Below are 26,102 nucleotides of genomic sequence, written 5' to 3'. Positions count from 1 at the left end.
AAATCATGCAAATCACAATCAACACCGACCACAACATTGAAGGGGGCGAAGCGCTGGCCACGCATGTAAGTGGCATCGTTGCGCACGCCCTGAACTACCTGCGTGATCATGTCACCAGCGTGGAAGTTCATCTGAGTGAAAGCAATAAACATGGCGCTCAGAGCGAGAAAACCTGCGTGATTGAAGCACGCCTTGAACATCACCAACCTTTGGCCGCCACCCACCATGCCACAAGCCTGCATCAATCCGTCGAAGGTGCTGCACGCAAGCTGATGCGATTGCTTGACAGCGCACTAGGGCGTGTTCACGACCAGAAAACCCGCAGCGAAGCGTTCCTCGTGCCGGATTCGTCCGGGCCTGAATCCTAACGTTCGGCAGCGCACAGACGTCTGTGTGCTGATCGCGCATCCTGATGACAGCCGGATCAAAACGATTTTTGCCGCGTGCCGGGGCAGGTCTTGATCAGCAAGGTTCCAAAACCCGCCTGGCTTCCAAAGCCAGGCATCCAAGGAAGCACTTCACGAGGTCCACATGAAATCCAACAACATGAAATACATTGCAGCCGCTGTCGCCCTTCTGGGCTTGACTGCCTCCGGTACGGTTCTGGCGCAAAGCAACGCATACGAGAAACCCGCTGCAGGCACCTATCATCCGTCCTGGTATATCGCGCCCAGCCTCAATGCGATGGATCCTGATCACCAGTTCGATGCTGACAAGATCGGTGGCGGCGGTGGCCTGCGCATGGGTAAGCCGATTTCGCCGTCCTGGGATATCCAGTTTGGCACCACCTATTCACGTTCACGTGACGGTGCAGACAGCTATCGCCAGAACACCCTCGGCGCCGATGCGCTGTTCATGTTCTCGCGTGATCGCCTCCGTCCCTTCGTTCTGCTCGGTGGAGGCGCTCAATACGACAAGGCTAACGGCCCCAGCGTACATGCCAGCCAGATCTCGCCCTACGCCAATGTCGGTATCGGCGTGCAATACTCCATCAACAATCAATGGGGTGTGCAGGCCGATCTGCGCCACGCACAAAGCTACATGAAGGACAGCAAGCTCGGCTTTGATCACACCCATACCAATATTCTCACCGTTGGCATGACCTACGCGTTCGACAAGCCTGCCGCACCGGCACCGGTTTATCGTGAAACCCCGCCACCGGCGCCTGTTGCTCAGGCTCCCGTGGTCGTGACTCCGCCACCGGTTGTCGTAGCCCCGCCTCCTCCGCGTTTCGAGCGTTACACCCTGTCATCGACAGAACTGTTCGCTTTCAACAGCTCCGATCTGAACTCTGCTCAGCCGAAGTTGAACGAAATTGCCGATGTCCTGAACCGTGACACCACGATCACCAACGTCAACGTGATTGGCTACACGGATCGTCTGGGTTCGGATCAGTACAACCAGAAGCTGTCGCAACGTCGTGCCCAGACCGTCAAGACTTATCTGGTCAGCAAGGGTGTCGATGCAAATCGCTTGACCGCAGTCGGCAAGGGTGAAAGCAATCCGGTGGTCGAGTGTTCGGAAAAGAATCGCAGCGCTCTGATCACCTGTCTGGAGCCGAATCGTCGCGTCGAAGTCGAGCAAATCGTCATCGAACGCCGCGTCAAGTAATCCGGACCTCAGTAGTCAGAAAGCCAGCCCTCGGGCTGGCTTTTTCATATCCACAATTCCCCTGCTTTTGCGATGAAACCCTGTCGCTGCCTGTGCTCGGTGCGTTTGCGCACAGACTGTCAATTCAGCGAATGTTCAACTATCGACTTAATCCATAAATCCCGCGAAGCCTTGTTAATCGAATCCAATCTTGAGTCATCAGCTGCCCGGACGCATGAAGCCATGCAAAAAAATAAAGCCGCTCGTTTATTGAAGAGCCCGTCACCCGCCAATTCCTTGACTCAAGTGCTGGGACAGAGTGAGCGCGTCAAAGACATTGTCGAGGAATGTGCGGACGGTCTTTCGTCGGTCAACGCGGGCATCAAGCGCGAACTGCAGGATGGTGAGATCTCGCCCGGCATTGAAACCGCTCTGGAAGAAAGCGAGACCATCGAGGGCAAGGTGCAGGATGCTTCCAAGGCCTTATCGCTGGTCAATCTGGCGCTGACGGAAGAAGTGCAGGAGCGGACGATCCTGCAAGAGAGATTGGCGGCGGCGGAAAAACAGAGCGACGAAGCGCTCTATGCGTCTCTCCATGATCCATTGACCGGCCTCCCCAACCGTGTGCTTTTCAATGATCGACTCGAACATGGATTGGCGCATGCTAAGCGAAATGGCATTTCTCTGGTCGTGATGTTCCTTGATCTGGATGACTTCAAGCGCATCAATGACACGCATGGGCATGAAGTCGGCGATATCGTATTGACCACGATTGCCGGGCGGATCAAGCAGGCGTCTCGAGATGAGGACACCGTCTGCCGTCATGGCGGAGATGAGTTTCTGTGCCTGTTGGCGGAGATCAGAAACGAACGGGATATCACCGCCATCGCGGACAAGATCATCGCAATGGTCAATGTGCCGTGTGACATTCAGGTCCGGGACATCACGCTCAGTCTGGTCATTCAGCCCAGTATCGGCATCGCGATTTTTCCGGCTGATGGCACGACAGCGGATGCGTTGATCGCCAATGCCGACAAGGCCATGTATCAGGCTAAAAGGAATAAATCCGGGTATGCGCTTTTCGGTAACCTGGCCGTATCACCAGACTGAAAGCTGATTGTCTGGGGCCGTCCGGCAAAGCTCTGCGACTCTCGTTTCCTGCACGGAAGCTGCGTGTCGCAAAAAGATTACGATTTTTTTGAACCTCGCTTGCCCGGAAGCAAGCGCTCGTATTCCTCCCGAACCACCGAATAGCATTCGCATACGCGCTTTTCGATTTTTTCGCGATTGATCACCGTGATCCGGCCACGAGCACGCTCTATCAATTGATCCTTCTGGAACTGACCTAAAACCTGGGTCACGCTCTCGCGACGAACACCCAGCAAGTTTCCGATCATCTCTTGCGTCACCATCAATTCATTGTCTTCAGAACGATCCAGCGTCATCAGCAGCCACCGGCACATCTTCTGATCCAGTGAATGGTGCTGGTTGCATACGGCGGTTTGCGAGGTCTGGGCAATCAGCGCCTGGGTGAATAGCAGCGCTACGTGTTGCAGTTGGCCGCCGAGTGCAAACTCGCTCTTCATGACTTTGCGACTGAGTCGATAGGCGTAACCTGCGCTTTGCACTTCCGTGCTGCTCGGCATGCTCTCACCACCCATGAAAATGGAGATGCCAACCAGGCCTTCGTTGCCAACCAGAGCCGTTTCGCTCGAAGACCCATCCTCCAGCGAATAGATCAGCGAGACGATCCCCGAGGTCGGAAAATGCAGGTAGTTCACATGATCGCCAGACTCGGACATCGTCCAGCCCAAAGGCATTTCGACCAGTTCGAGTTCGGGCAGCAGGCGTTCAAAATCCTTGGCGGGAAGTGAAGCCAGCATGAGATTCAGTTTTGGATCCGGAGGCTGGACGCTCGACGTTTTATTCTTCGACATAAGTTCTACAGTGCCCCGGTTTTGAAAAAACGTGTTCATCAGGCGACAGCGAATCGAGTTGCTTCACTATCCTCGCGCCCCCGGTTTTTAAACCAGGGACTGATGGTTGTCACCGCGGGACGATCTTACCTTATAAGCGCCTCCACTCCTGCCCGCTGCTGACTGGATGCCGATTTGAGGGCCGGAGCGATACGCTTCACAGAAAGACACAAACTGTGCCCATGAGCCGGTGCTTTCGACCCGGGGCGGTCGATCGGGGAAAAGAAACGCAGACCTTCGAAACTTAGCCCGGATGCAGCGTAGCGGAATCCGGGGGGCGACCGCGGCGACAAGGAAAAGGCCCGGATTCCGGCTTCGCCTTCATCCGGGCTACTTACTTACCGGCCACAAGGTGACGGCCCTTTTCCTGGTTGTGATCAGCCATGGACGAGACAGCAAACAGCGGGCACCGTAGCCTCATCTGTTCCTTGATTTTCATTCTCTGTTTGATTAGGCTCGTACAACGTAGCTAACTTTGGCTCGTTTTATCTCTTCGAGGTTTGGATGTTGGACATTGCAGTAATCCGGTAACTCAATCCCTGCACCTGAGGGGGATTACGGTTATCGGTGGACTCAAAACTGGGCAAGCACCCATTGGGGCTTGCTGTTTTTGCTTGTTCTTAAATTACTGCATACGGAATTTCAACATGAACACTTCCAAACCGGAACAACGGTCTTTTCTCGCGCTTACGTCAACTGACCGCCTTGTCGCACCCCCCGAAAATTCTGCATCTGTTGCCTCTATGCCTGGCGATTGTCGTGGAGGTGTTGGCTTAGTCAATGATTCTGCGTATCTCGACGAGGGGATCGCCAGAGTCAGCGCGGTGGATCGCGACCAATATCTGATCAGAAATACAGCAGGAGAGCTGCCCGCTGAACTGACGGGGAGGTTTTTCTACACCCACGATTCCCCAGCCGATTTACCTTGTGTTGGAGATTGGGTTCGTGTGCGATATCACGATGGCGCAACCCGGGCGAGCATCCATGACCTCCTGCCAAGAACATCATTTTTGCGACGCAAAAGCCCTGGGAAGAATATTGAATTCCAGATGATTGCTGCGAATATCGATACCGCATTCATTGTTCAGTCCTGCCACTATGATTTCAATGTGCAAAGGCTGGAGCGCTATCTGGTCATGGTGAGTGAGGGGAATATTGAGCCGATCATCTTGCTCACCAAGACCGATCTGATCAGCCCGGATGAACTAGAGCACCGAATTGAGCAGATTCACCGCGCAGGCATCAGCGCCCGAATCATTGCGCTCAGCAATGTGAGTGGAATGGGCGTTGATCAAATTCGGGAGTGCATTCTGCCGGGAAAAACCTGCTGCTTGCTCGGTTCATCCGGGGTAGGCAAAACCACGCTAATCAATAGTCTGCTGGGTGATGCTTGCCTTGAAACCGGCGCAGTGAGCCACACGGGGGAAGGCCGGCACACGACCACCCGGCGGCAGCTGATTGTGCTTGAGCATGGCGGGCTATTGATTGACATGCCGGGAATGCGCGAACTGGGCATGCTCGGTGTCAGCGAAGGCATCGACGAAAGCTTTGCCGATATCCAGGAATATGCCCAGCGTTGCCGCTTTACCAATTGCACCCATGTCACCGAGCCGGGCTGTGCTGTTCAGCGCGCCTTAGCGCAAGCTGAACTGGATGCTGGGCATTTTCAAAACTATGTGAAACTCAAAAAGGAATCCGAGTTTCACGACATGTCTTATCTTGAAAAACGCCAAAAGGATCGGGCATTTGGAAAGTTTGTTCATTCCATCATAAAAACCAAGAGAGGACGAAAATAATTATTCGCAAAGAAAATAAGGAATAAATCGAGGTGGCGCTCCCTGAGTGGGGCGCTTCTCATTTTGTTTCCCGATATCTGTCAATTATCCAGAGTGTCCGCTTGGGAGTGCAAACCTGTCTTTCAAATCATGGTTGCTGACTGGCCGTTTTGGCCGAGTTGTACTCATAAGCCATCTGGCTGGTTTAAAAGTGGAGTCGCTATTCAGATTGCCGATTCGTGAATACGACGACAGACCGCTTCTGGCCGACACTCGCCAACCGCACCCCATCATATCAAGTGACTGACGATCATGCCCCACCTGTAGCCGTTCAGTGACTCGTGCGTACGACAACGCACAGACCCACCCTACTGATCCGCGCAGACTCCAGGGACACATTCCTGAAGCCCCGCGTCGATGACCTCCCTGCCCTGCTCTACTCATTTTCGCTGTCATGCGTTCAGAATGGCGATGACGGGTGCGGCATTCATGCTGGCCGCTTGCGTCTCGATGGCGCCGTCTTATGAAGTACCGGTACTGCCGGTGGCTTCAAGCTATGCAGAGTCTGCAGCTCAGGCGCTGAGCCAGACGGCCTCCATTGGCTGGCGCGAATACTTTACCGACCCTGATCTGCAAGCCCTGATTGCCGCGGCACTGGATAATAACCGTGACCTGCGTATCGCTGTTTTGCGCGTCGAGGAAGCCCGCGCTACGTATGGCATTCAGCGCTCTGCGCAGTTCCCCAATATCAATGCACAGGCCGGCATGGATCGCTCACGCACGCCAGCCGATCTGAACATCACCCGCAAGCCATTGCTGGTCAGCCAGTATCAGGTGGCGCTGGGACTGGCGAGCTGGGAGATCGACTTCTGGGGGCGCATCAGCAGCCTCAAGGAAGCGGCACTGGAGAACTATCTGGCCAGCGACGAAGCGCGCCGTGCCGTGAGCATCGCGCTGATTGCGCAGGTCGCTAACGGCTATCTGGGCCTGCGCGAGATGGATGAGCGCATTGCGCTGGCGAATCAGACCACCGTCAGCCGCGAAGACTCCCTGCGCATCTTCACGCGCCGGGTGGAAGTTGGTTCCAGCTCCAGACTTGAGCTGACCCAGGTTCAGACCCTGCTGACCCAGGCGCAGGGATTGCGTGCGCAGCTTCAGATGACGCGGGCAACACAAGTCAACGCATTGACCCTGCTGGTGGGCACGCCCATCGACATGCCTGCTATGCAAAACCAGTCAAACTCCCCGGAGATCCTGATCGAGTTGACTCCAGGCCTGCCTTCCGAACTGCTGATCAACCGGCCCGACATTGTCGCGGCCGAACATCAACTTAAAGCCAGCCACGCCAACATCGGCGCCGCGCGTGCGGCCTTCTTTCCACGCATCGCGCTGACGGGCTCGCTTGGCACGGCCAGCGCCGAACTCAGCGGCCTGTTCGCCTCAGGCAGCCTGGCCTGGAGCTTCTCGCCGAGTATCTCGCTGCCCATCTTCGATGGTGGACGCAATCGCAACAATCTGGATCTGGCCGAAGTGCGCCGCGATCTGGCTGTAGCCAACTACGAGAAGACCGTGCAGAGCGCCTTCCGCGATGTGTCCGATGCCCTGGCGGCGCGACATTGGTTGAGCGAACAAGTCGGCATCGCGCAAGCTGCATTGAGGGCGCAGACCGAGCGGGCGCGCCTGTCGCAATTGCGCTATGACAATGGCGCATCAACCTTCCTGGAAATTCTGGACGCCCAGCGCGAACTGCTGGTGGCGGAACAGCAACTCGTGCAGACCCGCCGGACTTTGCTCTCCAGCCGCGTCAGTCTGTATGCGGCGCTTGGCGGTGGCTTGAATGCAGCCTCATCGCACTCCGCAAGCGATACTCCGAAATCCCTTGAACCCGCGCGAGCCAAGAACACACCATGAACCCGAGCACTCCTCCGCCAGAAGTCCCGCTGCTTCCAGCAGCTGCACCTTCACCTGCGCCCGCGCCGCCGCCAGCAGTCAAGCCCGCAGCACCTGCTGTGGCGCCTCCCGCACCCACATTTTTCCAGAAATGGAAGAAGTGGCTGATCGGCGGGGCAATCGTCGTCATCCTCGTCATGGCCGCGCTGGTGATCTGGAAAGTGCTTCAGCCCAAAGGGCCGGGTGAAGGCTTCGTCAGCGGCAATGGCCGCCTGGAAGCCACCGAAATCGATGTATCGGCCAAGCTCGGCGGGCGCGTACAGGACATCCTGGTGAGTGAAGGGGATGTCGTGACGTCCGGGCAAGTTCTCGCCCACATGCAGGTGCAAACACTCGAAGCCCAGCGCGATGAAGCCCGTGCTCGGCAGCAGCAATCCATTACCGCGATTTCCAGCGCCGAAGCCCAGGTGGCGGTGCGTGAAAGCGACAAGCAGGCCGCACTCGCTTTGGTGGCGCAGCGCGAGAGCGAACTCGATGCAGCCCAGCGCCGTCTGGCCCGCTCTGAAACGCTGTCGCGTGAAGGCGCTTCGTCGGCGCAGGAGCTTGATGACGACCGTGCTCGCACCCGCAGCGTGCAGGCAGCAGTCGTCGCGGCCAAGGCGCAGGTTGACGCCGCGCAGGCTGCGATTGTTGCTGCCCGCACCCAGGTTGTCGGTGCTCGCTCGGCGGCCAAGGCTGTGGAGGCTACCGTCACCCGCGTGAATGCCGATATTGATGACAGCGCGCTGACGGCACCCCGCGCTGGCCGCGTGCAATACCGCATCGTGCAGCCCGGTGAAGTGCTCGGTGCGGGCGGCAAGGTGCTGAATCTGGTCGATCTGTCGGACGTGTACATGAGCTTCTTCGTGCCGGAAGCCGTCGCCGGCAAACTGGCGCTGGGCGCGGATGTACATCTGATTCTAGACGCCGCGCCGCAGTATGTGATCCCGGCCAAGGTGTCATTCGTGGCGAGCGCCGCGCAGTTCACACCCAAGACGGTGGAGACGGCCAGCGAGCGGCAGAAGCTGATGTTCCGCGTCAAGGCGCAGATTGATCCGGCGCTGCTGCAAAAGCATCTGCAGCTCGTCAAGAGCGGATTGCCGGGCGTGGCCTGGCTCAAGCTTGATGCGCAAGCGCCCTGGCCGGCCGATCTGGTCGTCAAGGTGCCCTGGTGAACGCGGACAAACCCTCTATCGCCAGCCTGAACGGGATCAGCCTGCGCTACGGCAAGACGTTGGCGCTGGATGACATCAGTCTGGAGATTCCCGCTGGCTGCATGGTCGGCCTGATCGGCCCGGATGGCGTCGGCAAGTCCAGCCTGCTATCGCTACTGGCCGGGGCACGTGCCGTGCAGCAAGGCACGCTTGAAGTGTTGGGCGGCGATATGGCCAGCACGCCTCATCGCGATGCCATCTGCCCGCGCATCGCCTACATGCCGCAGGGCCTGGGCAAGAATCTTTACCCCACCTTGTCGGTGGAAGAAAATCTGCAGTTCTTCGGCCGCCTGTTCGGCCATGACAAAGCCGAGCGGCGCCGGCGCATCGACGAGCTGACTGCCAGCACCCACCTGCAAGCCTTCCTGTCGCGCCCGGCCGGCAAGCTCTCGGGTGGCATGAAACAGAAACTGGGCCTGTGCTGCGCCCTGATTCACGACCCTGATCTGTTGATCCTGGACGAACCGACCACCGGCGTCGATCCGCTATCGCGCAAGCAGTTCTGGGATCTCGTCGCGCATATCCGCGCCGCACGCCAGAACATGAGCGTCGTGGTCGCCACGGCCTACATGGAAGAAGCCGACGGCTTCGATTGGCTGCTGGCCATGGACGCCGGCAAGGTGCTGGCCAGCGGGACACCGGCCGAGCTGCGCGAGCGCACCCATACAGCATCACTGGAAGAAGCCTTCATCGCGCTCTTGCCCGAAGCCCGTCGCAGCGGTCACGTCGCAGTGGTGGTTCCGCCACTGGCGGTCTCGGCAAAAACAGACATCGCCATCGAAGCGCGCGGGCTAACGATGCGCTTTGATGATTTCGTGGCGGTGGATCATGTGGATTTCCGCATCCAGCGTGGCGAGATTTTCGGCTTTCTCGGGTCCAACGGTTGCGGCAAATCGACCACCATGAAGATGCTCACCGGCCTGCTGCCCGCCAGTGAGGGGCAGGCCTGGCTGTTCGGCAAGCATGTCGACTCCAGGGACATCGAAATCCGCCGGCGCGTTGGCTATATGTCACAGGGCTTCTCGTTGTATGGCGAACTTTCGGTGCGCCAGAATCTGGTGCTGCATGCGCGCTTGTTTCAGGTGGCTGAAGACGCAATCCCCGCGCGGGTCGACGAGATGCTGGTGCGCTTCGGTCTGGGCGATGTGGTGGACGCCATGCCCGAGAAGCTGCCGCTGGGCATCCGCCAGCGTCTGTCGCTGGCCGTGGCGATGGTGCACAAGCCCGAGATGCTGATCCTCGACGAGCCGACATCGGGCGTCGACCCGATTGCGCGCGACCTGTTCTGGCAGCTGATGATCGACCTCTCGCGCAAGGATCACGTGACGATTTTCATCTCCACTCACTTCATGAACGAGGCTGAGCGCTGCGACCGCATTTCGCTGATGAATGCCGGCAAGGTTCTTGTTACCGACACGCCTGCCGCGTTGGTGAGCCAGCGTGGCACCGAAACTCTGGAGCAGGCTTTCATTGCATATCTGGAGGAAGCTTCAAGCGAGAGTAACGAAGACAATCCGCCGCCCGCCGCCAAGACGCCAAGCCCCACGTCAAGCAACACGCCCGCCCTGCCGCCGCGCCGTCTGCGCTTCAGCCTGGCCCGTGCCTTCAGCTACACCCTGCGCGAGACCCTGGAACTGCAGCGCGATCCGGTGCGTGCCACGTTGGCACTGTTGGGCACCGCGATCCTGATGTTCATCATCGGTTACGGCATCAGTCTGGATGTCGAGAACCTCAGCTACGCCATACTCGACCGCGACCAGACCGTGCTCAGCGAAAACTACGCGCTGAATCTGGCCGGCTCGCGTTATTTCATCGAGAAAGCGCCGATCACCGATTACGCCAATCTGGATCAGCGCATGCGCAGCGGCGAACTTTCGCTGGCTATCGAGATTCCCGCCGGCTTTGGCCGTGACATCCAGCGCGGCACCGCGGTGCAGATCGGTGCCTGGATCGATGGCGCCATGCCGACGCGCGCCGAAACGGTGAATGGTTACGTGCAGGCCATGCACCAGATGTGGCTCGCCGATATGGCCAGCCACCGGCTTGGCATGCAGCTGAGCACCCCCAGCACGCTGGAAACCCGCTACCGCTACAACCCCGATGTACGCAGCCTGCCTGCCATGGTGCCGGCGGTGATTCCGCTGCTGTTGATGATGATCCCGGCCATGCTCACCGCATTGTCGGTTGTGCGCGAGAAGGAGCTCGGCTCGATCATCAATCTGTATGTCACGCCAGTGACGCGCAGCGAGTTCCTGCTCGGCAAGCAGTTACCCTACATCGTGCTGGGCATGGTCAATTTCCTGCTGCTCAGCGCGCTGGCCGTCACGGTTTTTGGCGTGCCGATCAAGGGTGGCTTTTTCACCCTGGCGCTGGCCACCCTGATCTTTGTCATCAGCGCCACCGGTTTCGGCCTGCTCGCCTCCACCTTCACCAAAAGCCAGATTGCCGCACTGTTCGTCACCATGATCGGCACCATCATTCCCTGCGTGCAGTTCGCCGGCTTGCTCAATCCCGTGTCTTCGCTTGAAGGTATCGGCGCCTTCATCGGCCGCATCTACCCGGCCACCCACATGCTGACCATCAGTCGGGGCGTGTTCAGCAAGGCGCTGGACTTCAGCACCCTCGCGCCCTCGTTCTGGCCCTTGCTGGCCGCCGTGCCCGTCATCCTTGGCTTGTCCATCATGCTGTTGAAGAAGCAGGAAAGCTGAGACTGCCCAATGAGTCACGCCGCCAACATCTACCGTCTGGGCGTCAAGGAGCTGTGGAGCCTGCTCCGCGATCCGATGATGCTGCTGCTGATCGTGTGGACGTTTTCGGCCGGTATCTACGTCGCCGCCACAGCCATGCCGGAGAGCTTTCACAAAGCCTCCATCGCGATTGTCGACGAAGACGGCTCGCCGCTTTCGGCACGTCTGGTGGCCAGCTTTTACCCGCCGCATTTCAACACGCCAAAGATGATTTCACTCGCCGAAGTCGATGCCGGCATGGATCGCGGCGATTACACCTTCGTGCTCGATATTCCGCCGAATTTCCAGCGCGATGTACTGGCGGGCCGTACACCTGCCATGCAACTCAATATCGACGCAACGCGCATGAGCCAGGCCTTCACCGGCAACGTTTACATCCAGCAGATCGTGGCTGGTGAAGTGAATGAATTCGTGCAGCGCTACCGCAGCAACGTGACTCCGCCGGTCGATCTGGTGACCCGCATGCGCTTCAATCCCAACCTGGAAAACAGCTGGTTCGGCTCGGTGATGGAACTGATCAATAACGTGACCATGCTCTCCATCATCCTGACCGGCGCGGCGCTGATCCGCGAACGCGAACACGGCACCATCGAACACCTGCTGGTGATGCCCGTCACGCCCACCGAGATCATGCTCGCCAAGGTCTGGTCGATGGGATTCGTGGTACTGCTGGCGGCACTGGTGGCTCTGGTATTCATCGTGCAAGGCGCGCTGCGTGTACCCATCAATGGTTCGATCACGTTGTTCATGTTTGCCGCCGCGCTGCACCTGTTCGCCACTACCTCGATGGGCATCTTCCTCGCTACTCTGGCGCGCTCCATGCCGCAATTCGGCATGTTGCTGGTGCTCGTGTTGCTGCCGCTGCAAATGCTCTCGGGCGGCATGAGTCCCCGCGAAAGCATGCCCGCGCTGATCCAGAACGTGATGCTCGCCGCGCCGACGACGCACTTCGTCTCCGCCGCCCAGGCCATCCTCTATCGTGGTGCCGGGCTCGATGTGGTGTGGCCGCAACTGCTCGCCATCATCCTCATCGGCAGCCTGCTGTTCGTCGCCGCGCTCGCACGCTTTCGCAAGACCATCAGTCAGACGACCTGAAGAGCCGCACTGCGCTTGGCTCCCAGGCCGGCCTGCTCGTAGAGGCAGAGTTCTATCCGGCGGCTATTTGCGCTTCGGGTGCACAAGCTGTGACACAAGGAATGCTACTAATGGCGTTTGTCCGGAAGCAAGCGCTCATACTCTTCCCGAACCACCGAATAGCATTCGCATACACGATCCTCGATTTTCCTGCGGTTGATCACGGTTATGCGACCACGACCTCGTTCTATCAATTGATCCTTCTGGAGCTGGCCCAAAACCTGGGTCACGCTCTCGCGGCGAACGCCCAGCAAGTTTCCGATCATCTCCTGCGTCACCATCAATTCATCGCCGTGGGAGCGGTCCAGCATCATCAGCATCCACCGGCACATCTTCTGGTCCAAAGAATGGTGCTGATTGCATACGGCAATTTGCGAAGTCTGGGCAAACAGCGCCTGGGTGAAGAGCAGCACCACATGTTGCAGCTGGCCTCCGAGCCGAAACTCGTTTTTCATGACTTTGCGACTGATTCGATAGGCGTAACCCGCGCTCTGCACTTCCGTGCTGTTCGGCATGCTCTCGCCACCCATGAAAATGGAGATGCCAATCAAACCTTCATTGCCGACAAGTGCCGTTTCGCTCGTGGAGCCATCTTCCAGCGAATAGATGAGCGAGACGATTCCGGAGGTCGGAAAATGCAGGTAGTTCACATGATCACCAGACTCGCACATCGTCCAGCTCAAAGGCAATTGGACAAGTTCAAGTTCGGGTTGGAGACGTTCAAAATCCTTGGCGGGGAGCGAGGCCAGTATGCGATTCAGCTTTGGATCCGGGGGCTGGACGCTCGGCGTTCTTTTCTTCGACATAGATGATCTATCCGGCTCTATTTTGGGTAAAAGTAGACAATGTGCAAGCTGAAGAGCCGCACCGCGCTTGGCTCTCTGGCATGCCTGCTTGTATATCCGCGTCAGCTGTGCCTGTGCCGGCATGGCATTCCAGGACTCAGTTCATGCGCGGCTCTTCAGGCACAGAAAAGCCCAAGGCTCACGTGCAGACCTTGGGCTTGGGACTCAAACCGGATGAGCCAAATCAGTTGCCGCGTTCGCCCACGAAGATCTCAACACGACGATTCCTGGCGCGGCCGAACTCGCTGCTGTTATCCGCAATCGGGCTATGGGAGCCGCGACCGTCGATGCCGATGCGCGAAGAGGAGATGCCGCGGTCCGCAAGGTATTCACGCACGCTGGCGGCGCGATTGACGGACAGCGGATTGTTGATCGCGTCCGAGCCGGAACTGTCGGTATGGCCGATGACCTGGATGTTGGTGGCCGGGTTGCTCCTCAGCGTCTCAGCGAAGCGGTCGAGCACCGGACGGAAGTTGCCTTTGATGTCGTCGCGACCCACATCGAAGGACACATCGCTGGGCACATCCAGCTTGAGCTGATTGTCGGCCGTCTGGCTGACGCTGACGCCCGTACCAGCCGTGGCCTGCTCCATTGTGGCCTTCTGTTTTTCCATGCGCGAGGACCAGATGTAGCCGCCCAGCGCGCCGACCGCAGCGCCAATCGCAGCATCGCGGCCAACCTTGTTGCTGCCGGTGGCTGAGCCGATTACGGCACCGGAGGCGGCGCCCACACCAGCACCGATGCCCGTGCCGCGTTGAATCGGGGTGAGTTCTGCGCATCCGGCCAAAACCAGCAGCCCTGACATGCCTACACTGATTGCTTTCTTGATCATGTTTTTCTCGATTTCTGATTGATGAAAATGGAGTGTGCTGCACGGCAGCGCGTGAGCACAGGGTGACAGACAAGCCCGGCGCCTGAATGTTCGCTGGCGAACGCTGAAGGGACTTTTTTTCGCGCTTGCTACTCCCCTCGGCTTATTTCAGAGACGCCCTCGATAGACATCCGGACCTATGTTCGGCGCCGAACAGACCGGCGTGCCTGCAGCGCCCACAGTCTGAAGACCCAAGCACCAACCCCGACTGTCGTCATCGCGCGGTCTGCATAGACAGGCCGGCGATGACTCTTTTTCTAATTCGTCGAGACATCTCGGCGCACCTGAGGACATACAAATGCTGCATAGCCTGAAAGATCTGGATCACTACACGATCGAAGCCAGCGATGGAGACATCGGCCATGTGGAAGATTTCTACTTTGACGACCTTGTCTGGGTCATCCGCTATCTGGTGGTCGAGACTGGGCCATGGCTGGCCAGCCGCAAGGTACTGATCTCGCCACAAGCGATCCGCCACCCCAACTGGAGCGAACAAACCCTGCCGGCCGTGCTCACCCGGGAACAGGTCAGGAACAGCCCCGACATCGACACCGACAAGCCCATTTCACGCCAGCACGAGATCCAGTATCTCGGTTACTACGGCTATCCGTACTACTGGGATGGTGTCGGCATTTTTGGTGGTGTCATGGCGCCAGACATGTTTCCAATAGGTGGGCCGGACAATTCATCAGAACGCGAAGTGTACGAAAAAACGAATCTCGCTACGGAAAAGGCGGAACAGAGTCGTCAGCGCGACGACGATCCCCACCTGCGCAGTTGCGAAGCCGTCATCGGTTATCACGTCCACGCCACCGACGGCGAGATCGGCCACATTCAAGGCTTTCTGGTCGATGAAGCAAGCTGGGCCATTCGCTACCTCATCGTGAACACCAGCAACTGGTGGCTGGGGCATCAAGTGATCATCGCCCCGCAATGGTTCAAGGATGTGAATTGGGCCGAGCAGAAGATATCGGTCGGCCTGAACCGGCAATCCGTGATGGATTCGCCCATCTACGATTCGGCGTTGGCCTTGAACCGCAAGATCGAGAAGGACCTCTACGCGCACTATCAACGCGTGGGCTACTGGCCGGAGGAACTGGCCCAGGAGCCGGAGCATTCACGTACCGAGGGTTAAATCAGGCCAGAACGGCGTCTTTGGCATTATCGTTCCCACGCTCCGCGTGGGAACGTCCTGCTGGACGCTCCCGCGTCCGGTTTGGAGGGCGCAGCGAGCCCTGAAAACCTGGCACAGAGCGCCAATAGAAGCATTCCCACGCAGAACGTGGGAACGAGCTGAACCTTCAGTTGTTCACAAGAATGCATTCACCCATCTTGCCGACGGGTCGCGCCAGATCTGCAAATCATGCCGAGCCTGGCAGTCCTGACAGCGCAAAGTCTGGGGTTCCATCTTCAGGCGGGCAAACGCAATGCTCTCGTTGCAATCAATACACAGACCGTAAGTTTTGCCGTGCACGCGCACCAGCGCTCGACTCACCGCATCGCAGTGCAGCTGATCGCTGGCGGACAGAGTCGCTGCAGCATCATTGTTCGGGTCGCCCTGCTGGCGCTCGGTCTGCAACTGTTCAAGCATGAGCAGCCGCGCCCGCAAGGCAGCGCGCTGCTGCGGAGTCAGATGCATGGAGATGTCTATTTCCTTGGTTGTTTTGATCGCCGCACGCTCAGCGTGGCAAGGATCGGATTCGCCGAAGCATGGCTGTAGAGCCGCACCCGGATTCGATCTTCAGGGGTAGTGCCTGAAGAGGTCCGCCCAGCAAGCCTTCCCGGAACGACTACGTCGAAACACGTCTTTCGTGCCGACCTCAGCCCGGTCGCCCCTGACTCTCCATTGAAAGCCATTGCCTGCCAGCTTGCGATTCAGATAGCGGACGAGCCGTCTCACGAGGTTTGCAATGCGGGCAGCGCACCGACATCCATGCGCTCATCGCTGGCGCCCTGAGCGATGACGAGACGGTCGATATAACGCACCACATCCCCCACCGTCGGCAGCTGTTCAGGCTCGGCGGGAAAGGTGACTTTGAATTCGTCTTCGATGTCGAAAAGCAACTCTGCTACATCAAGCGAATCCATGTTCAGGCTCGCGAAGCCGGTGTTGATGCTGACGGCTTCCGGGGCGATCTGGTAGTTTTTAACCAGCGTGGCACTGAGTCGATCAAATGTTGATTTCATGGCGTTTCCTATGGATGGATTCTGAATGTTCAGGTCAGACTGGTATCTTCGTAGTCACCCACAGCAGCCAGGATGACTTCTCCGGCAACCGTGGTTTCCAGTTCAGTCCGCGTATCGGCCAGCAGCACGATCTGACCGTTGGCAATGGCATCTCTTACCAGATCCGAGAAAGGCCGCTTCTCGTTGCCGGCTCCGGTTGCGGCCCCCAGAAAGCCGCCAAGGCTGGCGCCCCAACCCAGCATTGCCAAAGGGGCGATCAAGGGGCTGGCGATGAACAGGCTGACATTGGCCGCCACCAGTGCGACGCTGGCCAAAGCGCCAAGGCCGCTGCCCACGGTGGCGCCAATCGCGCCATCGACCAGCACATCCTTCAGAACTTCGTCACTGCTGGCTTGGGGCACGTCTGCCGGCATCTCGGATTGATTGTCGAAAATGCGCAAGCGTGCGCGCGGCAGTCCTCGTTCGATGAGTGAGGAAAGTGCGTGATGGGCCTCTGCGCGAGTGGCGAAGAATCCTGATACGTGATGGTGGTATGCCTGCATGTGTGGTCTCCCGGATATCGTGCGAAGAGGCGAGTTGATCACTAGCCTACCCGGCACAAAGTCCGCTGTCGGTGGGGTGGCGCACACACCATTTTTTGGCTTTTGAATCCAAGGCAGCGGGTGCTTTGCGCCCTAACCCGCAAGCGAAGGCGATTGCCGGTCTGCGCCGTGCGCGTGGAGTCAGGTCTGCGTCGGTGCGCCATCGCACTCAGACTGGAAAGGGTTTGCGTGTGCGGCCTGACGCACAGAGTAGCCCCGCAGCGCTGTGTAAGGTGGCGTCACCAGCCCGTCTGACACCCTTCAAGGCATTCACACTCTCAGGAGCTCATCATGACCACGTACCAGATCGCAATCATCGTCGGCAGCCTTCGTCACGATTCATTCAACTACAAACTGGCGGGTGCGCTGGCCAAGCTGGCGCCATCTGGCTTCTCGTTCCAGCAGTTGCAGATTGGCGATTTGCCGCTCTACAACCAGGATGACGACGAGAATCAGGATGCTTCCGTCAAGCAAATCAAGGCCGATATTGACGCTGCGCATGGCTTGCTGTTTGTGACGCCTGAGTACAACCGCTCCATTCCCGGCGTTCTCAAGAATGCGATTGACCACGCCTCCCGCCCCTATGGTCAGAGCGCTTGGGCGGGCAAGCCCGCAGGCATTCTGGGGGTCTCCGTCGGGGCGATCGGCACGGCCATGGCGCAACAGCATCTGCGCAATATCCTGGCCTACCTCGACGTGCCGACAATGGGTCAGCCTGAGGCATTCATTCAGGCCAAGGACGGGCTGTTTGATGACGCTGGCGATATTGGCCCGGACAGCAAGGTCTTCCTGCAGACATGGATGGATCACTACACAGCCTGGGTGATGAAACACGCCAGCTGATCTACCTGCGAACTCCCTTCAACCTGATTCGCGGAACGCAGCTTCCGCCACGAAAGACGCATCATGAATTACTCAAGCCTGATGGTTAATCTGGAACTCGGCCACCTGAATACTGATTTGCTCAAAATTACCGGCGATCTGGCGGAAAGCATGCATGCCAGCGTGATCGGTATCGCGGCCTGCAACCCCAAACAACTCCCCTTTGATGGTGGATACATTGCCGCAGAGTATTTCGAGCAGGATCGCCAGCAAATCGAAATGGATCGCAAGGAGACGGAAACCGAGTTCCGCAACGCGCTTCAGTCGCGCATCGGCGCGCTCGAATGGCGTTCCAGCGTGCTGCCCGGCTCAATCGCTGATTACCTGGCAAACGAGGCTCGCAGCGCCGACCTGCTCATTAGCGCCCTGCCCTCCGGCACTTTGTTCGACACCTCAAGACGCGTCGATATCAGCGATCTCATCATGCAAACCGGCCGTCCTGTCCTGTTGGTGCCAAGCGCCATCACTGCATTCACGCCGAACCGGGTTCTCATCGCCTGGAAAGACACGCGTGAATCACGCCACGCCATTTCTGTTGCGCTGTCGCTGCTGAAACAGGCTACGCAGATCAGCATCGTGGAAATTGCCACACAGGAAGAAGAAGCGAACGCCCACAAACGTCTGGCCGATGTCGTCAGCTGGCTCAAACGTCATGGCGTTATCGCAGAACCCATCGTATCCCCCTCAAGCAATGAAGACGCCAGCCGGCTGACCAGCCTGGCGCAGGAACAAGACATCGATCTCATCGTTGCTGGCGCCTATGGGCACAGCCGCTTGCGTGAATGGGCGCTGGGCGGAATGACCCGCGACATTCTGTTGCGTGCGCAGTGCTGCACCCTGGTAGCACACTGAACGGACGTAAATTCAGCTGCGCGAAGACGTGCTCGAAGACCCGCATCCAGCGCGCTTCTTCGGCATGCCATCGCGAAGAAGTCCGCCCTGCCCGGCTCTACAGGCAACAGTTCCTCGCTCCCACGCTCTGCGTGACACCCCTCTAAACAACCTCTTCCCCGTCGTTCCCGCGAAGGCGGGAACCCAGCGGCTTTCCCGGCGTTCGCAAAGTCACTGGCTTCCCGCCTTCGCGGGAACGACGGGCTTATATCCTCGCGTAGAGCGCTAGCAAAGCCCCTCCTTTGCAGCGCGTGAGAACGCTCCAGATCAGCTCCCGCTACGAAATTGGCCTCATCAAAACAGGTTTTGATGAGGCCAATTTCATACGCATCTTGTTCGGAGCAACTGCGTTCCTGCCTACGTCGCAAGCAAACAGGAGGCGTCTCCGGGTAATCAGTTCGCCGGGGCAGAAGCCTCTGACGGCACCACGATTACGGTCGTACTGCCGCCGCCCGTCTTGCCCTGCAGGCCTGTTGCGCCTTGGTTGCCGTCATTGCCCTGAACGCCGGAGGCGCCCACGTTGCCATCATTGCCCTGATAGCCCTGGCTGCCCGTTGCCCCTTGTGGGCCAGCCGGACCTGCCGGGCCAGGCACGGCAACAGGGGTGGCGGGGACATTCACGACGGTGGGTTTATCACAGGCAGTCAAGCCAAGCGTCGCAAGCATTGCTGAAATCAGGATCAGATTTTTCATGGGAAGTCCTTTTGAATTGGAAAAGCGTGGCCAGGATGGCCTTGATTCCTCCGTGGACAATCATCACAAATGACGAATTGAACCAGCGTTTCAGCAGGATAGACATCGCCGGTGTGGCTTTCAGTGCGTTGACGAACACAAAGGCCGACTACCGCTCACGGTGATTTCGTCTCAGCCAAATCTCTGATCCATGTGTTGCCTGCCGTACCGACTGCGTAACCAGGCTGGTCCACGATGCAGCCTTGTCTGGACAGAGCGCAGGTGGGAAAAATGAACAGCCGGAATAACGCAATGCCACACACAAAGCATCAGACCACCCCGTCCTTGATTTTCAGGATGGAGACGGCCTGAGGTGAGCATGCTGGCAAGCAACTTTCCGATTGTCTGTGTGGGCGGCTCCGCCGGCGGCCTGGATGCCTATATCCGCTTATTGCGCAATCTGCCGACGGACATGGGCGTGGCGATCATCATCGTCAACCACATCCGCTCGATGCCGACCCAACTGCACAAGGTGCTGCCCTATTTCACTGGCATGCCCGTTGATTTGATCACGGAAGATTTATTGATCGAGCCGAATCACGTGTTCGTGATCCCGGAAAACCGCGACCTGCATGTCGACAAGGATGGTTTTCATCTGGCGCCAATCTCGAAACCACGGGGCTGGCCGGATGTGATCACGGTTTTTCTGCGCTCCCTGACCAACTGCTGGGACGGCAAGCTGATTGCCGTGATCGTGTCGGGCTACGACGGTGACGGCGCGGCCGCGCTGGGGGGCATCAAGCAAGTCGGTGGCATCACCATCGCGCAGAAGTTGAGTACGGCCAAACAGCCAGGCATGCCGGAGAGCGCGATTGCCAGTGGCTACGTCGATTTGGTTTTATCGCCTGAAGAGATTGCCACGGAAATCGTGCGGATTGCCCAGGCCGAGGCCTGACAAAAGCACAAGTTGACATCAAAAGTCCGTCATTCCCGCGAAGGCGGGAATCCAGCGGCGTTCGCAGAGTCACTGGATTCCCGCCTTCGCGGGAATGACGGAAGGGGCGATGTTCCGGCTCAGGAAAAAATGACGTACAGTTTGTCTGTGCAGAAATTTGCGGAGCCCTGCACCAGCAGCTATTTCTCCGTGAACTTCAGTGCCAGATCCAGCGTATCCATGAACTCGGCGACCTTGATAGGCTTGGTCAGATAGCGGAAAAAGCCCGCTTTCAGGCCATTTTCGATGTCGCGCGGGATGGCATTGGCACTCAAGGCAATGATCGGAATATGTGCCGTATTCGGGTCGTCGCCCAGGACCTTGAGCGCCTTGATTCCGCTCACGCCGGGCAGATTGATGTCCATCAGGATCACATCCGGCAATACCTTGCGTGCCATCTCGATGCCTTGCTGACCATCCTGAGCACTCAACAATTCGAGATCAGGGCGCCGTGCAATCAAATCTTCGATCAGCATCAGGTTTGCCGGATTGTCCTCGACGTATAGCAGCGTACGCAAAGCGTCAGCGCTTTTGATCGGTGAGTACTCGCTTCTTGATTCGACAATGTTGGCAGCCGATTGCAGTGCCGTCATCGGCTTCAGTTCAATCCAGAATTCGCAGCCTTCGCCAACGACACTTTCCGCTCCGATGCGCCCCTCCATCAGCTCCACCAGACGTTTGCTGACGACCAGGCCGATACCCGTGCCTTCAACCACATTCGCCTCCTGCCCGAGGCGGTTGAAGGGCTGAAACAGCTGACCAAGCTGCTCCGGGCTCAAACCCGCGCCGGTATCGCGCACGCTGATGCGAATCAAGTCTTCCGCAGTACGGCTGCAGGTCACCGCTACGGCCCCACCCACCTTGTTGTACTTGATCGCGTTGGACAAGAAATTGACCAGCACCTGCTTGACCCGCATCCGGTCGCCCTGCACGCAATGCGGGCTCTCAAGCTCGGGAAAAACCACACTGACGCGATACTTTTGCGCTTGTGATTCGATCAGGGATTCGCATTCGAGCATGACATCGCCCAGCGACACCGGCTCTACCGACAGTGAAAGCTTGCCGGATTCGATCAATGCCAGATCCAGGATTTCGTTGATCAGATCCAGCAAATACCAGCCTGCCTTGAGGATCTGCTCAACGCTGCGTTTCTGCGTCGGCGTGGGCAGCGGCGTGCCGGATTCGATGAGTTGGGCAAAGCCCAGAATCGCGCCCAGCGGCGTGCGCAATTCGTGACTCATGCTGGAGAGAAAGTCGGACTTCGCGCGATTAGCCCGCTCCGCTGCGAAGCGGGCTGCCTCCAGCGCGAGATTCTTGTCCTGCAGTAGCTGATCGAACAGAGTGCGTTCTGCCTCAACCCGTTTGCGCGCCGTATTGTCGGTGCCGATCAGCAGGTAGCCGATCAGCTGCTCCTGCGCATCGCGCAAGGCCGTCACGGAAACGGCTGCCGGGATGCGGCTGCCGTCCTGACACAGGTAGGTCAGCTCGTACATATCCACGATGTTGTGCGCGGCCTTGAAGGTCAAGGCTTCGAAGCCGGGCGTGATCGGGTTGCCGAACTCGAAGCTCAAAGCCTCTGCACGTGCGATCAGTTCCTGCGGATCAGAGATATCCGCCGGCGTGATCTTGTTGAGCACATCGGCGGCGGCGTAGCCGAGCATGCGCTCGGCACCGATATTGAAGAGCTGGATGACACCTTGCGCATCGGTGGCAATCATCGAGAAATTGGCGCTATGAAAAATCGCGTTCTGCATCAGCTCCGCTCTGAACAGCGCCTCTTCGGCCAGTTTGCGCACCGAGACATCGCTGATGACCACGCGCAATTCGGGAGCGCCGTCTGCATCATGGGCTGCGCTGATCATCAGCTTCGCCCAGAACTGCGCACCATCGTTTTTCAGCATGCGCAATTCGCAGGATTGTGGCTCCGCACTTTCAAGTAACTGCTTGCGCTGCAGGTAATAGATGTCCTGATCTTCCTTGACGATGAGCCGGGACAAGGGCTGCTTGACCAAGGCGCTGCGCGGCACTCCCAGCAGGCTGGCGGCGGTCAGGTTGGCCTGCAGGATCAGGCCTTGTACGCTGACGGTGCAATAGCCCACCGGCGCCAGATCGTAGAGGTCGAAATAGCGCGCCCGGCTGGCATCCAGCGCCGCCTGCGATTCGCGCAACTCCTCGTTCTGCATCTCCAGCTCGATCTGATGCACGCGCAGATCGTGCAGCAATCGCTGCACGGCTTCGGGCGAATGGGTTTCAAAACTGTCAGGAAAGACCATCGCATGATCGGTCCAGCGTCTTTCGGCACGCAAGCGCAAGGTGTTCAAAGCACTTCCCGATGCCGCGTCAACTTCCGCTTGCTCGTCTTTGTCCATCATTCAAGTCCTCCGCCAATTACGCGTTCGGTGGTGGCGATGCCATAGACCTCCCCCGCTTCATTCTGCAAGGCGGTGGAGATGATGGAAACCGGCACGACCACACCTAGTTTGGTGAGCCGTTCGGTGCGATATGGCTCCAGAATTTCGGCCTGACTCAATTGCCGCAACCTGGCCAATGCGTCTTCGCGCAAGGCCTGCGGGATTCGCTCGCGCACGTTCATCTGCAGAGCCTCTGTTTCGCTCCAGCCGTACATCCGTTCTGCGCCGGGGTTCCAGGCCAGGGTCTGACCGGCCATATTCTGCATGGTGATGGCATCATGTGCATCGCGCACGACCACTGCCAGACGCAGCATGTCATTGGCTTTGAGCAAGGCCGAGCGGATTCGCATCGTCTCCGTGATGTCGGCGAAAGAGATCACCGCGCCTTCGATCACGTTATCCAGCGTGCGGTATGGCTGAATGCGCATCGCGTACCAGTTACCCTCAGCAGTCTGGACATCCACTTCCTTGTGCACCAGAGTATTCAGTACCGCTCTGGTATCAGCTACCAGTGTGTCGTAGCCAACCAGATTGGAAACGATGTGGGCCACGGGTCGGCCAACATCACTGAGGATCAGGTTGATGATGGAACTCGCCGCCGGGGTGAAACGCAGGATGCGCAGTTGATGGTCGACAAACACAGTGCCGATGCCTGTGCCAGCCAGCAGATTGTTCATGTCGTTATTCGCGCGCGACAGATCGGCCACTTTGGTTTGCAGTTCGGAATTAACGGTGGCCAGCTCCTCATTGACCGACTGCAGCTCTTCCTTGGAGGTCTCCAGCTCCTCGTTGGTCGATTGCAATTCCTCGTTCACCGACTGCATCTCTTCGTTCGAAGATTTCAGCTCTTCGTTCGAACTCTCCAGCTCCTCATGCGTGGTCTGCAGGTATTCGTCCTTGGCCCGCAACTGCTGCGTGAGCGCTTCGATACGGGCGTCCGTATCCGTCTGTTCACTACCCGTTGCGGCCTTGCTCTGATCAATTATCGGTGCTGGCGCCTCCTCCAGCATCACCAGATAGAGATGCGACTCTGCGCTCGCGGTGCTACCGACGGCCACCGGGCAAACGCTCAGATTGACGCGCGTGAAGTGACCGTTGGTTTTGACGTTCAAGCCGGGGCTACGCACGATCTCCTGACTGCTGGCTGCCTTGTGCAAAGCCATGCCGAGATCACGGCGCAAGCCCTCGCGAGCCATTTTCAGGATGTTGCTGACGCCGATTTCACCGGGTGCCAGTTCCAGATACATGCCGGTGCGACCATGCAGATAGAGGATGTCGCCCTGGGCGTTAACCAGCGCACTGGCAGGCGCCATCTGCCGCAACAGGGTTTGTTCGGTGAGTTCGCGCAGGGGCATTTTTACTGGAAACAAGGGAAACTCCGTTTTAGGCTCGGCACGTGGGCGGCTTGCATCGATGGCGGTCAGGGGCGGCAGAAAACGGCCCAATACGCCGCGCTGCGCGTTTTGGTAATCATCCTTGCGCTGATACAGCTTGGCTTTTCGATCCAGCACGGAAAATAGCGCGGTGAAATCACCCACGCCTTCCGAGGTGCCAAGGAACATCATGCCGCCCGGCTTCAGCGCATAGTGAAACAAGGGAATGAGCTTCTTTTGCAGCTCAGACCCCAGATAGATCAGCAGATTACGGCAGCAGAGCAGATCGAGCCGGGAGAAGGGTGGATCCTTGATCACATCCTGCTCGGAGAACACCAGCATGTCGCGAATGCTCTTGTGAATGCGGTAGGCGCTGCCGTCTGCCTCCGCCGAAAAGAAGCGCGCCAGGCGTTCCGGCGTGATATCCGAAGCGATACTCGCCGGATACAGCCCGGCACGCGCCGTGGCAATCGCATTGCTGTCGATGTCGGTCGCAAAAACCTGCAGGGTGTAGCTTTGTTTGAGTGCCTCTACGCGTTCCTGCAGCAAGATGGCGATGGAGTAGGCCTCTTCGCCGCTGGAACAGCCCGTCGACCAGACCCGGATCACCGAGCCCGCAGGCTTGTTCTCGAAGAGTCTCGGAATGACCTGCTCTTCCAGAATCTTGAACGCCTCCGGATCGCGGAAGAAATTGGTCACGCCGATCAACATGTCACGAAACAGCGACTCCACTTCCTGTGGCGTTTGCTGCAGATATTTGACGTAGTGCTCGATCGAATCGATCTGATGCACCGCCATGCGCCGCTCGATGCGGCGGTGAATCGTACTCGGCTTGTACAGCGAGAAATCGTGGCTGGTCTGGGCACGCAGCAGCACAAAAATTTTCTTCAGGGCGCTCGCAGTGCTTGATGCACGGGAGGTTTCCGGGCGTGGCAGCTTGCCGAAGGCGTGAGCGGCATAAGCGATGATCTGCCCCGCCATCTCGGCTGGGGGCAGTTCGAAATCCACCAGGCCGGTAGCGATGGCACTGCGCGGCATGCCGTCAAATTCCGTGGAATCCGGATTCTGCGCCAGCACCATGCCACCTTCGCCCTTGATCGCGCGCACGCCCAGCGTGCCATCGCTGCCGGTACCGGAAAGCACCACGCCGATGGCCCGCTCGCCCTGATCCTGCGCCAGCGAACGGAAAAGGAAATCAATCGGCAGGCGCTGCCCGCGCGGTGCGACCGGCTCCAGCAGTTGCAGGGTACCACCGAGAAATGCCATATCCCGGTTGGGCGGGATGATGTAGACGCAATTGGCCTGCACCAGCATGCCATCCGCGACCTCGAACACGGGCATGCGGGTACAGCGCTGGATGAGTTCCGTCAGAATGCTTTTGTGATCCGGCGCCAGATGTTGCACCAGTACGAAGGCCATGCCCGGATCGACATCCTTGGGCAGACCGGAGAAGAAGGCCTCGAACGCCGCGAGGCCACCCGCCGAAGCGCCGATGCCGACAATCGGAAAAGCCACGGACACACGCGGAACAGACTCGTTTTTTGCCGGGCCGGGAGCCAAGGGCGGCCTTACGCCGGCTTGTGATCTGGATTTTCCTGCGGGTTTCCTGGCGGACATTCCTCATTCCTCGCGCCATTCAGGCGCAACGCACTCATTTGAAACACGTGCAAATCACAGCCCGGGCGACAGGCGTCTGGCTCGGAACGTAACTCCGGAAGAGGATGCGGGGCTTTATTTCATCAGGCATAAATGACTGATGGCTGAACCCGGAAGACTGATTGTCCTCTTCTCAGGCTACAAACGCACTTTGTTTAGCCAGATTGTCGTAAGAAAAGGCCAGAAACAGGAGCTGGCTGCAGAGCCGCATGCAGTCTTGATCTGCAGCCTTGCAGCTCGAAGATCCTTGCCCACAAAGGATCTGCGGCAATGGGTGATGCAAACCCACCACGCGAGCCAGTCTCAGCCCTGCTGTTATTGCTCGCTAACAACAGCGAATCGCAACACTAAGTGTGCTGGCGTACCGAGCAGCG

The 26,102-nt window shown here is 58.4% G+C and carries 21 protein-coding genes; 12 read left to right on the top strand and 9 right to left on the bottom strand.

Features of this window, described 5'->3' with window-relative positions; genetic code table 11:
- Positions 1–5 precede the first annotated feature (5 nt).
- The 3 genes from ABXR19_RS07295 (at position 6) to ABXR19_RS07285 (ending at position 2,700) form a co-directional block, all read left to right on the top strand.
- The gene (locus tag ABXR19_RS07295; protein WP_354600451.1) at positions 6–368 is read left to right on the top strand and encodes an HPF/RaiA family ribosome-associated protein; all 363 of its coding nucleotides are present in this window, start codon (positions 6–8) and stop codon (positions 366–368) included.
- Positions 369–531: 163 nt separating this feature from the next.
- The gene (locus ABXR19_RS07290) at positions 532–1,611 is read left to right on the top strand and encodes an OmpA family protein (protein ID WP_354600450.1); all 1,080 of its coding nucleotides are present in this window, start codon (positions 532–534) and stop codon (positions 1,609–1,611) included.
- A 222-nt stretch (positions 1,612–1,833) separates the two neighbouring features.
- Positions 1,834–2,700 carry a diguanylate cyclase domain-containing protein gene (locus tag ABXR19_RS07285; RefSeq protein WP_354600449.1) on the top strand — a complete coding sequence of 289 codons (867 nt, stop codon included), beginning with the start codon at positions 1,834–1,836 and terminating at the stop codon, positions 2,698–2,700.
- 77 nt (positions 2,701–2,777) lie between these two features.
- Here the strand turns inward: ABXR19_RS07285 and ABXR19_RS07280 are convergent, their stop codons facing one another.
- Positions 2,778–3,473, bottom strand: a complete 696-nt coding sequence (locus ABXR19_RS07280) for a Crp/Fnr family transcriptional regulator (RefSeq protein WP_354600448.1) — start codon at positions 3,471–3,473, stop codon at positions 2,778–2,780.
- Positions 3,474–4,213: 740 nt separating this feature from the next.
- Between ABXR19_RS07280 and rsgA the strand changes: the two genes are divergently transcribed.
- The 5 genes from rsgA to ABXR19_RS07255 all read left to right on the top strand — a co-directional run bounded on the left by rsgA (position 4,214) and on the right by ABXR19_RS07255 (position 12,326).
- Positions 4,214–5,362: a ribosome small subunit-dependent GTPase A gene (gene rsgA, locus ABXR19_RS07275; protein ID WP_354600447.1), complete on the top strand. Its 1,149-nt coding sequence runs from the start codon at positions 4,214–4,216 to the stop codon at positions 5,360–5,362.
- Between the two features lie 444 nt (positions 5,363–5,806).
- Positions 5,807–7,252, top strand: coding sequence for an efflux transporter outer membrane subunit (locus tag ABXR19_RS07270; RefSeq protein WP_354600446.1), 1,446 nt, complete (start codon positions 5,807–5,809; stop codon positions 7,250–7,252).
- Entirely contained in the window at positions 7,249–8,445 is a 1,197-nt protein-coding gene (locus ABXR19_RS07265) for an HlyD family secretion protein (protein WP_435594304.1), read from the top strand. The genes ABXR19_RS07270 and ABXR19_RS07265 overlap by 4 nt, the downstream gene beginning before the upstream one ends.
- Positions 8,442–11,192, top strand: coding sequence for a ribosome-associated ATPase/putative transporter RbbA (gene rbbA / locus ABXR19_RS07260; protein WP_435594303.1), 2,751 nt, complete (start codon positions 8,442–8,444; stop codon positions 11,190–11,192). The genes ABXR19_RS07265 and rbbA overlap by 4 nt, the downstream gene beginning before the upstream one ends.
- A 9-nt stretch (positions 11,193–11,201) precedes the next feature.
- Positions 11,202–12,326 carry an ABC transporter permease gene (locus tag ABXR19_RS07255; RefSeq protein ID WP_354600445.1) on the top strand — a complete coding sequence of 375 codons (1,125 nt, stop codon included), beginning with the start codon at positions 11,202–11,204 and terminating at the stop codon, positions 12,324–12,326.
- Between the two features lie 107 nt (positions 12,327–12,433).
- On the opposite strand, the gene ABXR19_RS07250 is transcribed toward ABXR19_RS07255, so the two are convergent.
- Together ABXR19_RS07250 and ABXR19_RS07245 are read right to left on the bottom strand one after the other, a co-directional pair.
- A complete protein-coding gene (locus tag ABXR19_RS07250; protein WP_354600444.1) occupies positions 12,434–13,171 on the bottom strand; it encodes a Crp/Fnr family transcriptional regulator in 738 nt (245 codons plus the stop codon).
- Between the two features lie 223 nt (positions 13,172–13,394).
- Positions 13,395–14,042: a YiaD family glycine zipper/OmpA-like lipoprotein gene (locus ABXR19_RS07245; protein ID WP_354600443.1), complete on the bottom strand. Its 648-nt coding sequence runs from the start codon at positions 14,040–14,042 to the stop codon at positions 13,395–13,397.
- A 337-nt stretch (positions 14,043–14,379) separates the two neighbouring features.
- On the opposite strand from ABXR19_RS07245, the gene ABXR19_RS07240 reads away from it, so the two are divergent.
- Entirely contained in the window at positions 14,380–15,216 is an 837-nt protein-coding gene (locus ABXR19_RS07240; protein ID WP_354600442.1) for a PRC-barrel domain-containing protein, read from the top strand.
- A gap of 174 nt (positions 15,217–15,390) precedes the next feature.
- On the opposite strand, the gene ABXR19_RS07235 is transcribed toward ABXR19_RS07240, so the two are convergent.
- The 3 genes from ABXR19_RS07235 to ABXR19_RS07225 form a co-directional block, all read right to left on the bottom strand.
- Positions 15,391–15,720, bottom strand: coding sequence for a TraR/DksA family transcriptional regulator (locus ABXR19_RS07235; protein ID WP_354600441.1), 330 nt, complete (start codon positions 15,718–15,720; stop codon positions 15,391–15,393).
- A gap of 257 nt (positions 15,721–15,977) precedes the next feature.
- Positions 15,978–16,268 carry an acyl carrier protein gene (locus tag ABXR19_RS07230; RefSeq protein ID WP_354600440.1) on the bottom strand — a complete coding sequence of 97 codons (291 nt, stop codon included), beginning with the start codon at positions 16,266–16,268 and terminating at the stop codon, positions 15,978–15,980.
- A gap of 29 nt (positions 16,269–16,297) precedes the next feature.
- Positions 16,298–16,810 (bottom strand): hypothetical protein, encoded by a 513-nt coding sequence (locus ABXR19_RS07225; RefSeq protein WP_354600439.1) that lies wholly within the window; start codon positions 16,808–16,810, stop codon positions 16,298–16,300.
- 330 nt (positions 16,811–17,140) lie between these two features.
- Here ABXR19_RS07225 and ABXR19_RS07220 point away from each other — a divergent pair, with 330 nt between their 5' ends.
- Together ABXR19_RS07220 and ABXR19_RS07215 are read left to right on the top strand one after the other, a co-directional pair.
- A complete protein-coding gene (locus ABXR19_RS07220; protein WP_354600438.1) occupies positions 17,141–17,692 on the top strand; it encodes an NADPH-dependent FMN reductase in 552 nt (183 codons plus the stop codon).
- A 63-nt stretch (positions 17,693–17,755) separates the two neighbouring features.
- Positions 17,756–18,583: a universal stress protein gene (locus ABXR19_RS07215; protein WP_354600437.1), complete on the top strand. Its 828-nt coding sequence runs from the start codon at positions 17,756–17,758 to the stop codon at positions 18,581–18,583.
- Between the two features lie 432 nt (positions 18,584–19,015).
- Here the strand turns inward: ABXR19_RS07215 and ABXR19_RS07210 are convergent, their stop codons facing one another.
- On the bottom strand, positions 19,016–19,315 hold the full coding sequence (locus ABXR19_RS07210) for a hypothetical protein (RefSeq protein WP_354600436.1): 300 nt from the start codon (positions 19,313–19,315) through the stop codon (positions 19,016–19,018).
- Positions 19,316–19,673: 358 nt separating this feature from the next.
- Here ABXR19_RS07210 and ABXR19_RS07205 point away from each other — a divergent pair, with 358 nt between their 5' ends.
- A complete protein-coding gene (locus tag ABXR19_RS07205) occupies positions 19,674–20,249 on the top strand; it encodes a chemotaxis protein CheB (RefSeq protein ID WP_354600435.1) in 576 nt (191 codons plus the stop codon).
- A 179-nt stretch (positions 20,250–20,428) separates the two neighbouring features.
- On the opposite strand, the gene ABXR19_RS07200 is transcribed toward ABXR19_RS07205, so the two are convergent.
- Together ABXR19_RS07200 and ABXR19_RS07195 are read right to left on the bottom strand one after the other, a co-directional pair.
- On the bottom strand, positions 20,429–22,660 hold the full coding sequence (locus ABXR19_RS07200; protein WP_354600434.1) for a PAS domain-containing hybrid sensor histidine kinase/response regulator: 2,232 nt from the start codon (positions 22,658–22,660) through the stop codon (positions 20,429–20,431).
- The gene (locus tag ABXR19_RS07195) at positions 22,657–25,587 is read right to left on the bottom strand and encodes a chemotaxis protein CheB (protein WP_354600433.1); all 2,931 of its coding nucleotides are present in this window, start codon (positions 25,585–25,587) and stop codon (positions 22,657–22,659) included. The genes ABXR19_RS07200 and ABXR19_RS07195 overlap by 4 nt, the downstream gene beginning before the upstream one ends.
- Positions 25,588–26,102 lie beyond the last annotated feature (515 nt).

Source organism: Uliginosibacterium flavum, from assembly GCF_040566545.1.
Taxonomy (GTDB): Bacteria; Pseudomonadota; Gammaproteobacteria; order Burkholderiales; family Rhodocyclaceae; genus Uliginosibacterium; species Uliginosibacterium flavum.
The sequence above is the reverse complement of the archived record's forward strand: the minus strand, read 5'-3'. Positions and strand labels throughout refer to the sequence as shown.

Bases quoted from the DNA above. Each gene is read 5' to 3' on its own strand.
- ABXR19_RS07295 (WP_354600451.1), top strand. From the start codon at position 6: ATGCAAATCACAATCAACACCGACCACAACATTGAAGGGGGCGAAGCG.
- ABXR19_RS07290 (WP_354600450.1), top strand. From the start codon at position 532: ATGAAATCCAACAACATGAAATACATTGCAGCCGCTGTCGCCCTTCTG.
- ABXR19_RS07285 (WP_354600449.1), top strand. From the start codon at position 1,834: ATGCAAAAAAATAAAGCCGCTCGTTTATTGAAGAGCCCGTCACCCGCC.
- ABXR19_RS07280 (WP_354600448.1), bottom strand. From the start codon at position 3,473: ATGCTGGCTTCACTTCCCGCCAAGGATTTTGAACGCCTGCTGCCCGAA.
- rsgA (WP_354600447.1), top strand. From the start codon at position 4,214: ATGAACACTTCCAAACCGGAACAACGGTCTTTTCTCGCGCTTACGTCA.
- ABXR19_RS07270 (WP_354600446.1), top strand. From the start codon at position 5,807: ATGGCGATGACGGGTGCGGCATTCATGCTGGCCGCTTGCGTCTCGATG.
- ABXR19_RS07265 (WP_435594304.1), top strand. From the start codon at position 7,249: ATGAACCCGAGCACTCCTCCGCCAGAAGTCCCGCTGCTTCCAGCAGCT.
- ABXR19_RS07255 (WP_354600445.1), top strand. From the start codon at position 11,202: ATGAGTCACGCCGCCAACATCTACCGTCTGGGCGTCAAGGAGCTGTGG.
- ABXR19_RS07250 (WP_354600444.1), bottom strand. From the start codon at position 13,171: ATGTCGAAGAAAAGAACGCCGAGCGTCCAGCCCCCGGATCCAAAGCTG.
- ABXR19_RS07245 (WP_354600443.1), bottom strand. From the start codon at position 14,042: ATGATCAAGAAAGCAATCAGTGTAGGCATGTCAGGGCTGCTGGTTTTG.
- ABXR19_RS07240 (WP_354600442.1), top strand. From the start codon at position 14,380: ATGCTGCATAGCCTGAAAGATCTGGATCACTACACGATCGAAGCCAGC.
- ABXR19_RS07235 (WP_354600441.1), bottom strand. From the start codon at position 15,720: ATGCATCTGACTCCGCAGCAGCGCGCTGCCTTGCGGGCGCGGCTGCTC.
- ABXR19_RS07230 (WP_354600440.1), bottom strand. From the start codon at position 16,268: ATGAAATCAACATTTGATCGACTCAGTGCCACGCTGGTTAAAAACTAC.
- ABXR19_RS07225 (WP_354600439.1), bottom strand. From the start codon at position 16,810: ATGCAGGCATACCACCATCACGTATCAGGATTCTTCGCCACTCGCGCA.
- ABXR19_RS07220 (WP_354600438.1), top strand. From the start codon at position 17,141: ATGACCACGTACCAGATCGCAATCATCGTCGGCAGCCTTCGTCACGAT.
- ABXR19_RS07215 (WP_354600437.1), top strand. From the start codon at position 17,756: ATGAATTACTCAAGCCTGATGGTTAATCTGGAACTCGGCCACCTGAAT.
- ABXR19_RS07210 (WP_354600436.1), bottom strand. From the start codon at position 19,315: ATGAAAAATCTGATCCTGATTTCAGCAATGCTTGCGACGCTTGGCTTG.
- ABXR19_RS07205 (WP_354600435.1), top strand. From the start codon at position 19,674: ATGCTGGCAAGCAACTTTCCGATTGTCTGTGTGGGCGGCTCCGCCGGC.
- ABXR19_RS07200 (WP_354600434.1), bottom strand. From the start codon at position 22,660: ATGATGGACAAAGACGAGCAAGCGGAAGTTGACGCGGCATCGGGAAGT.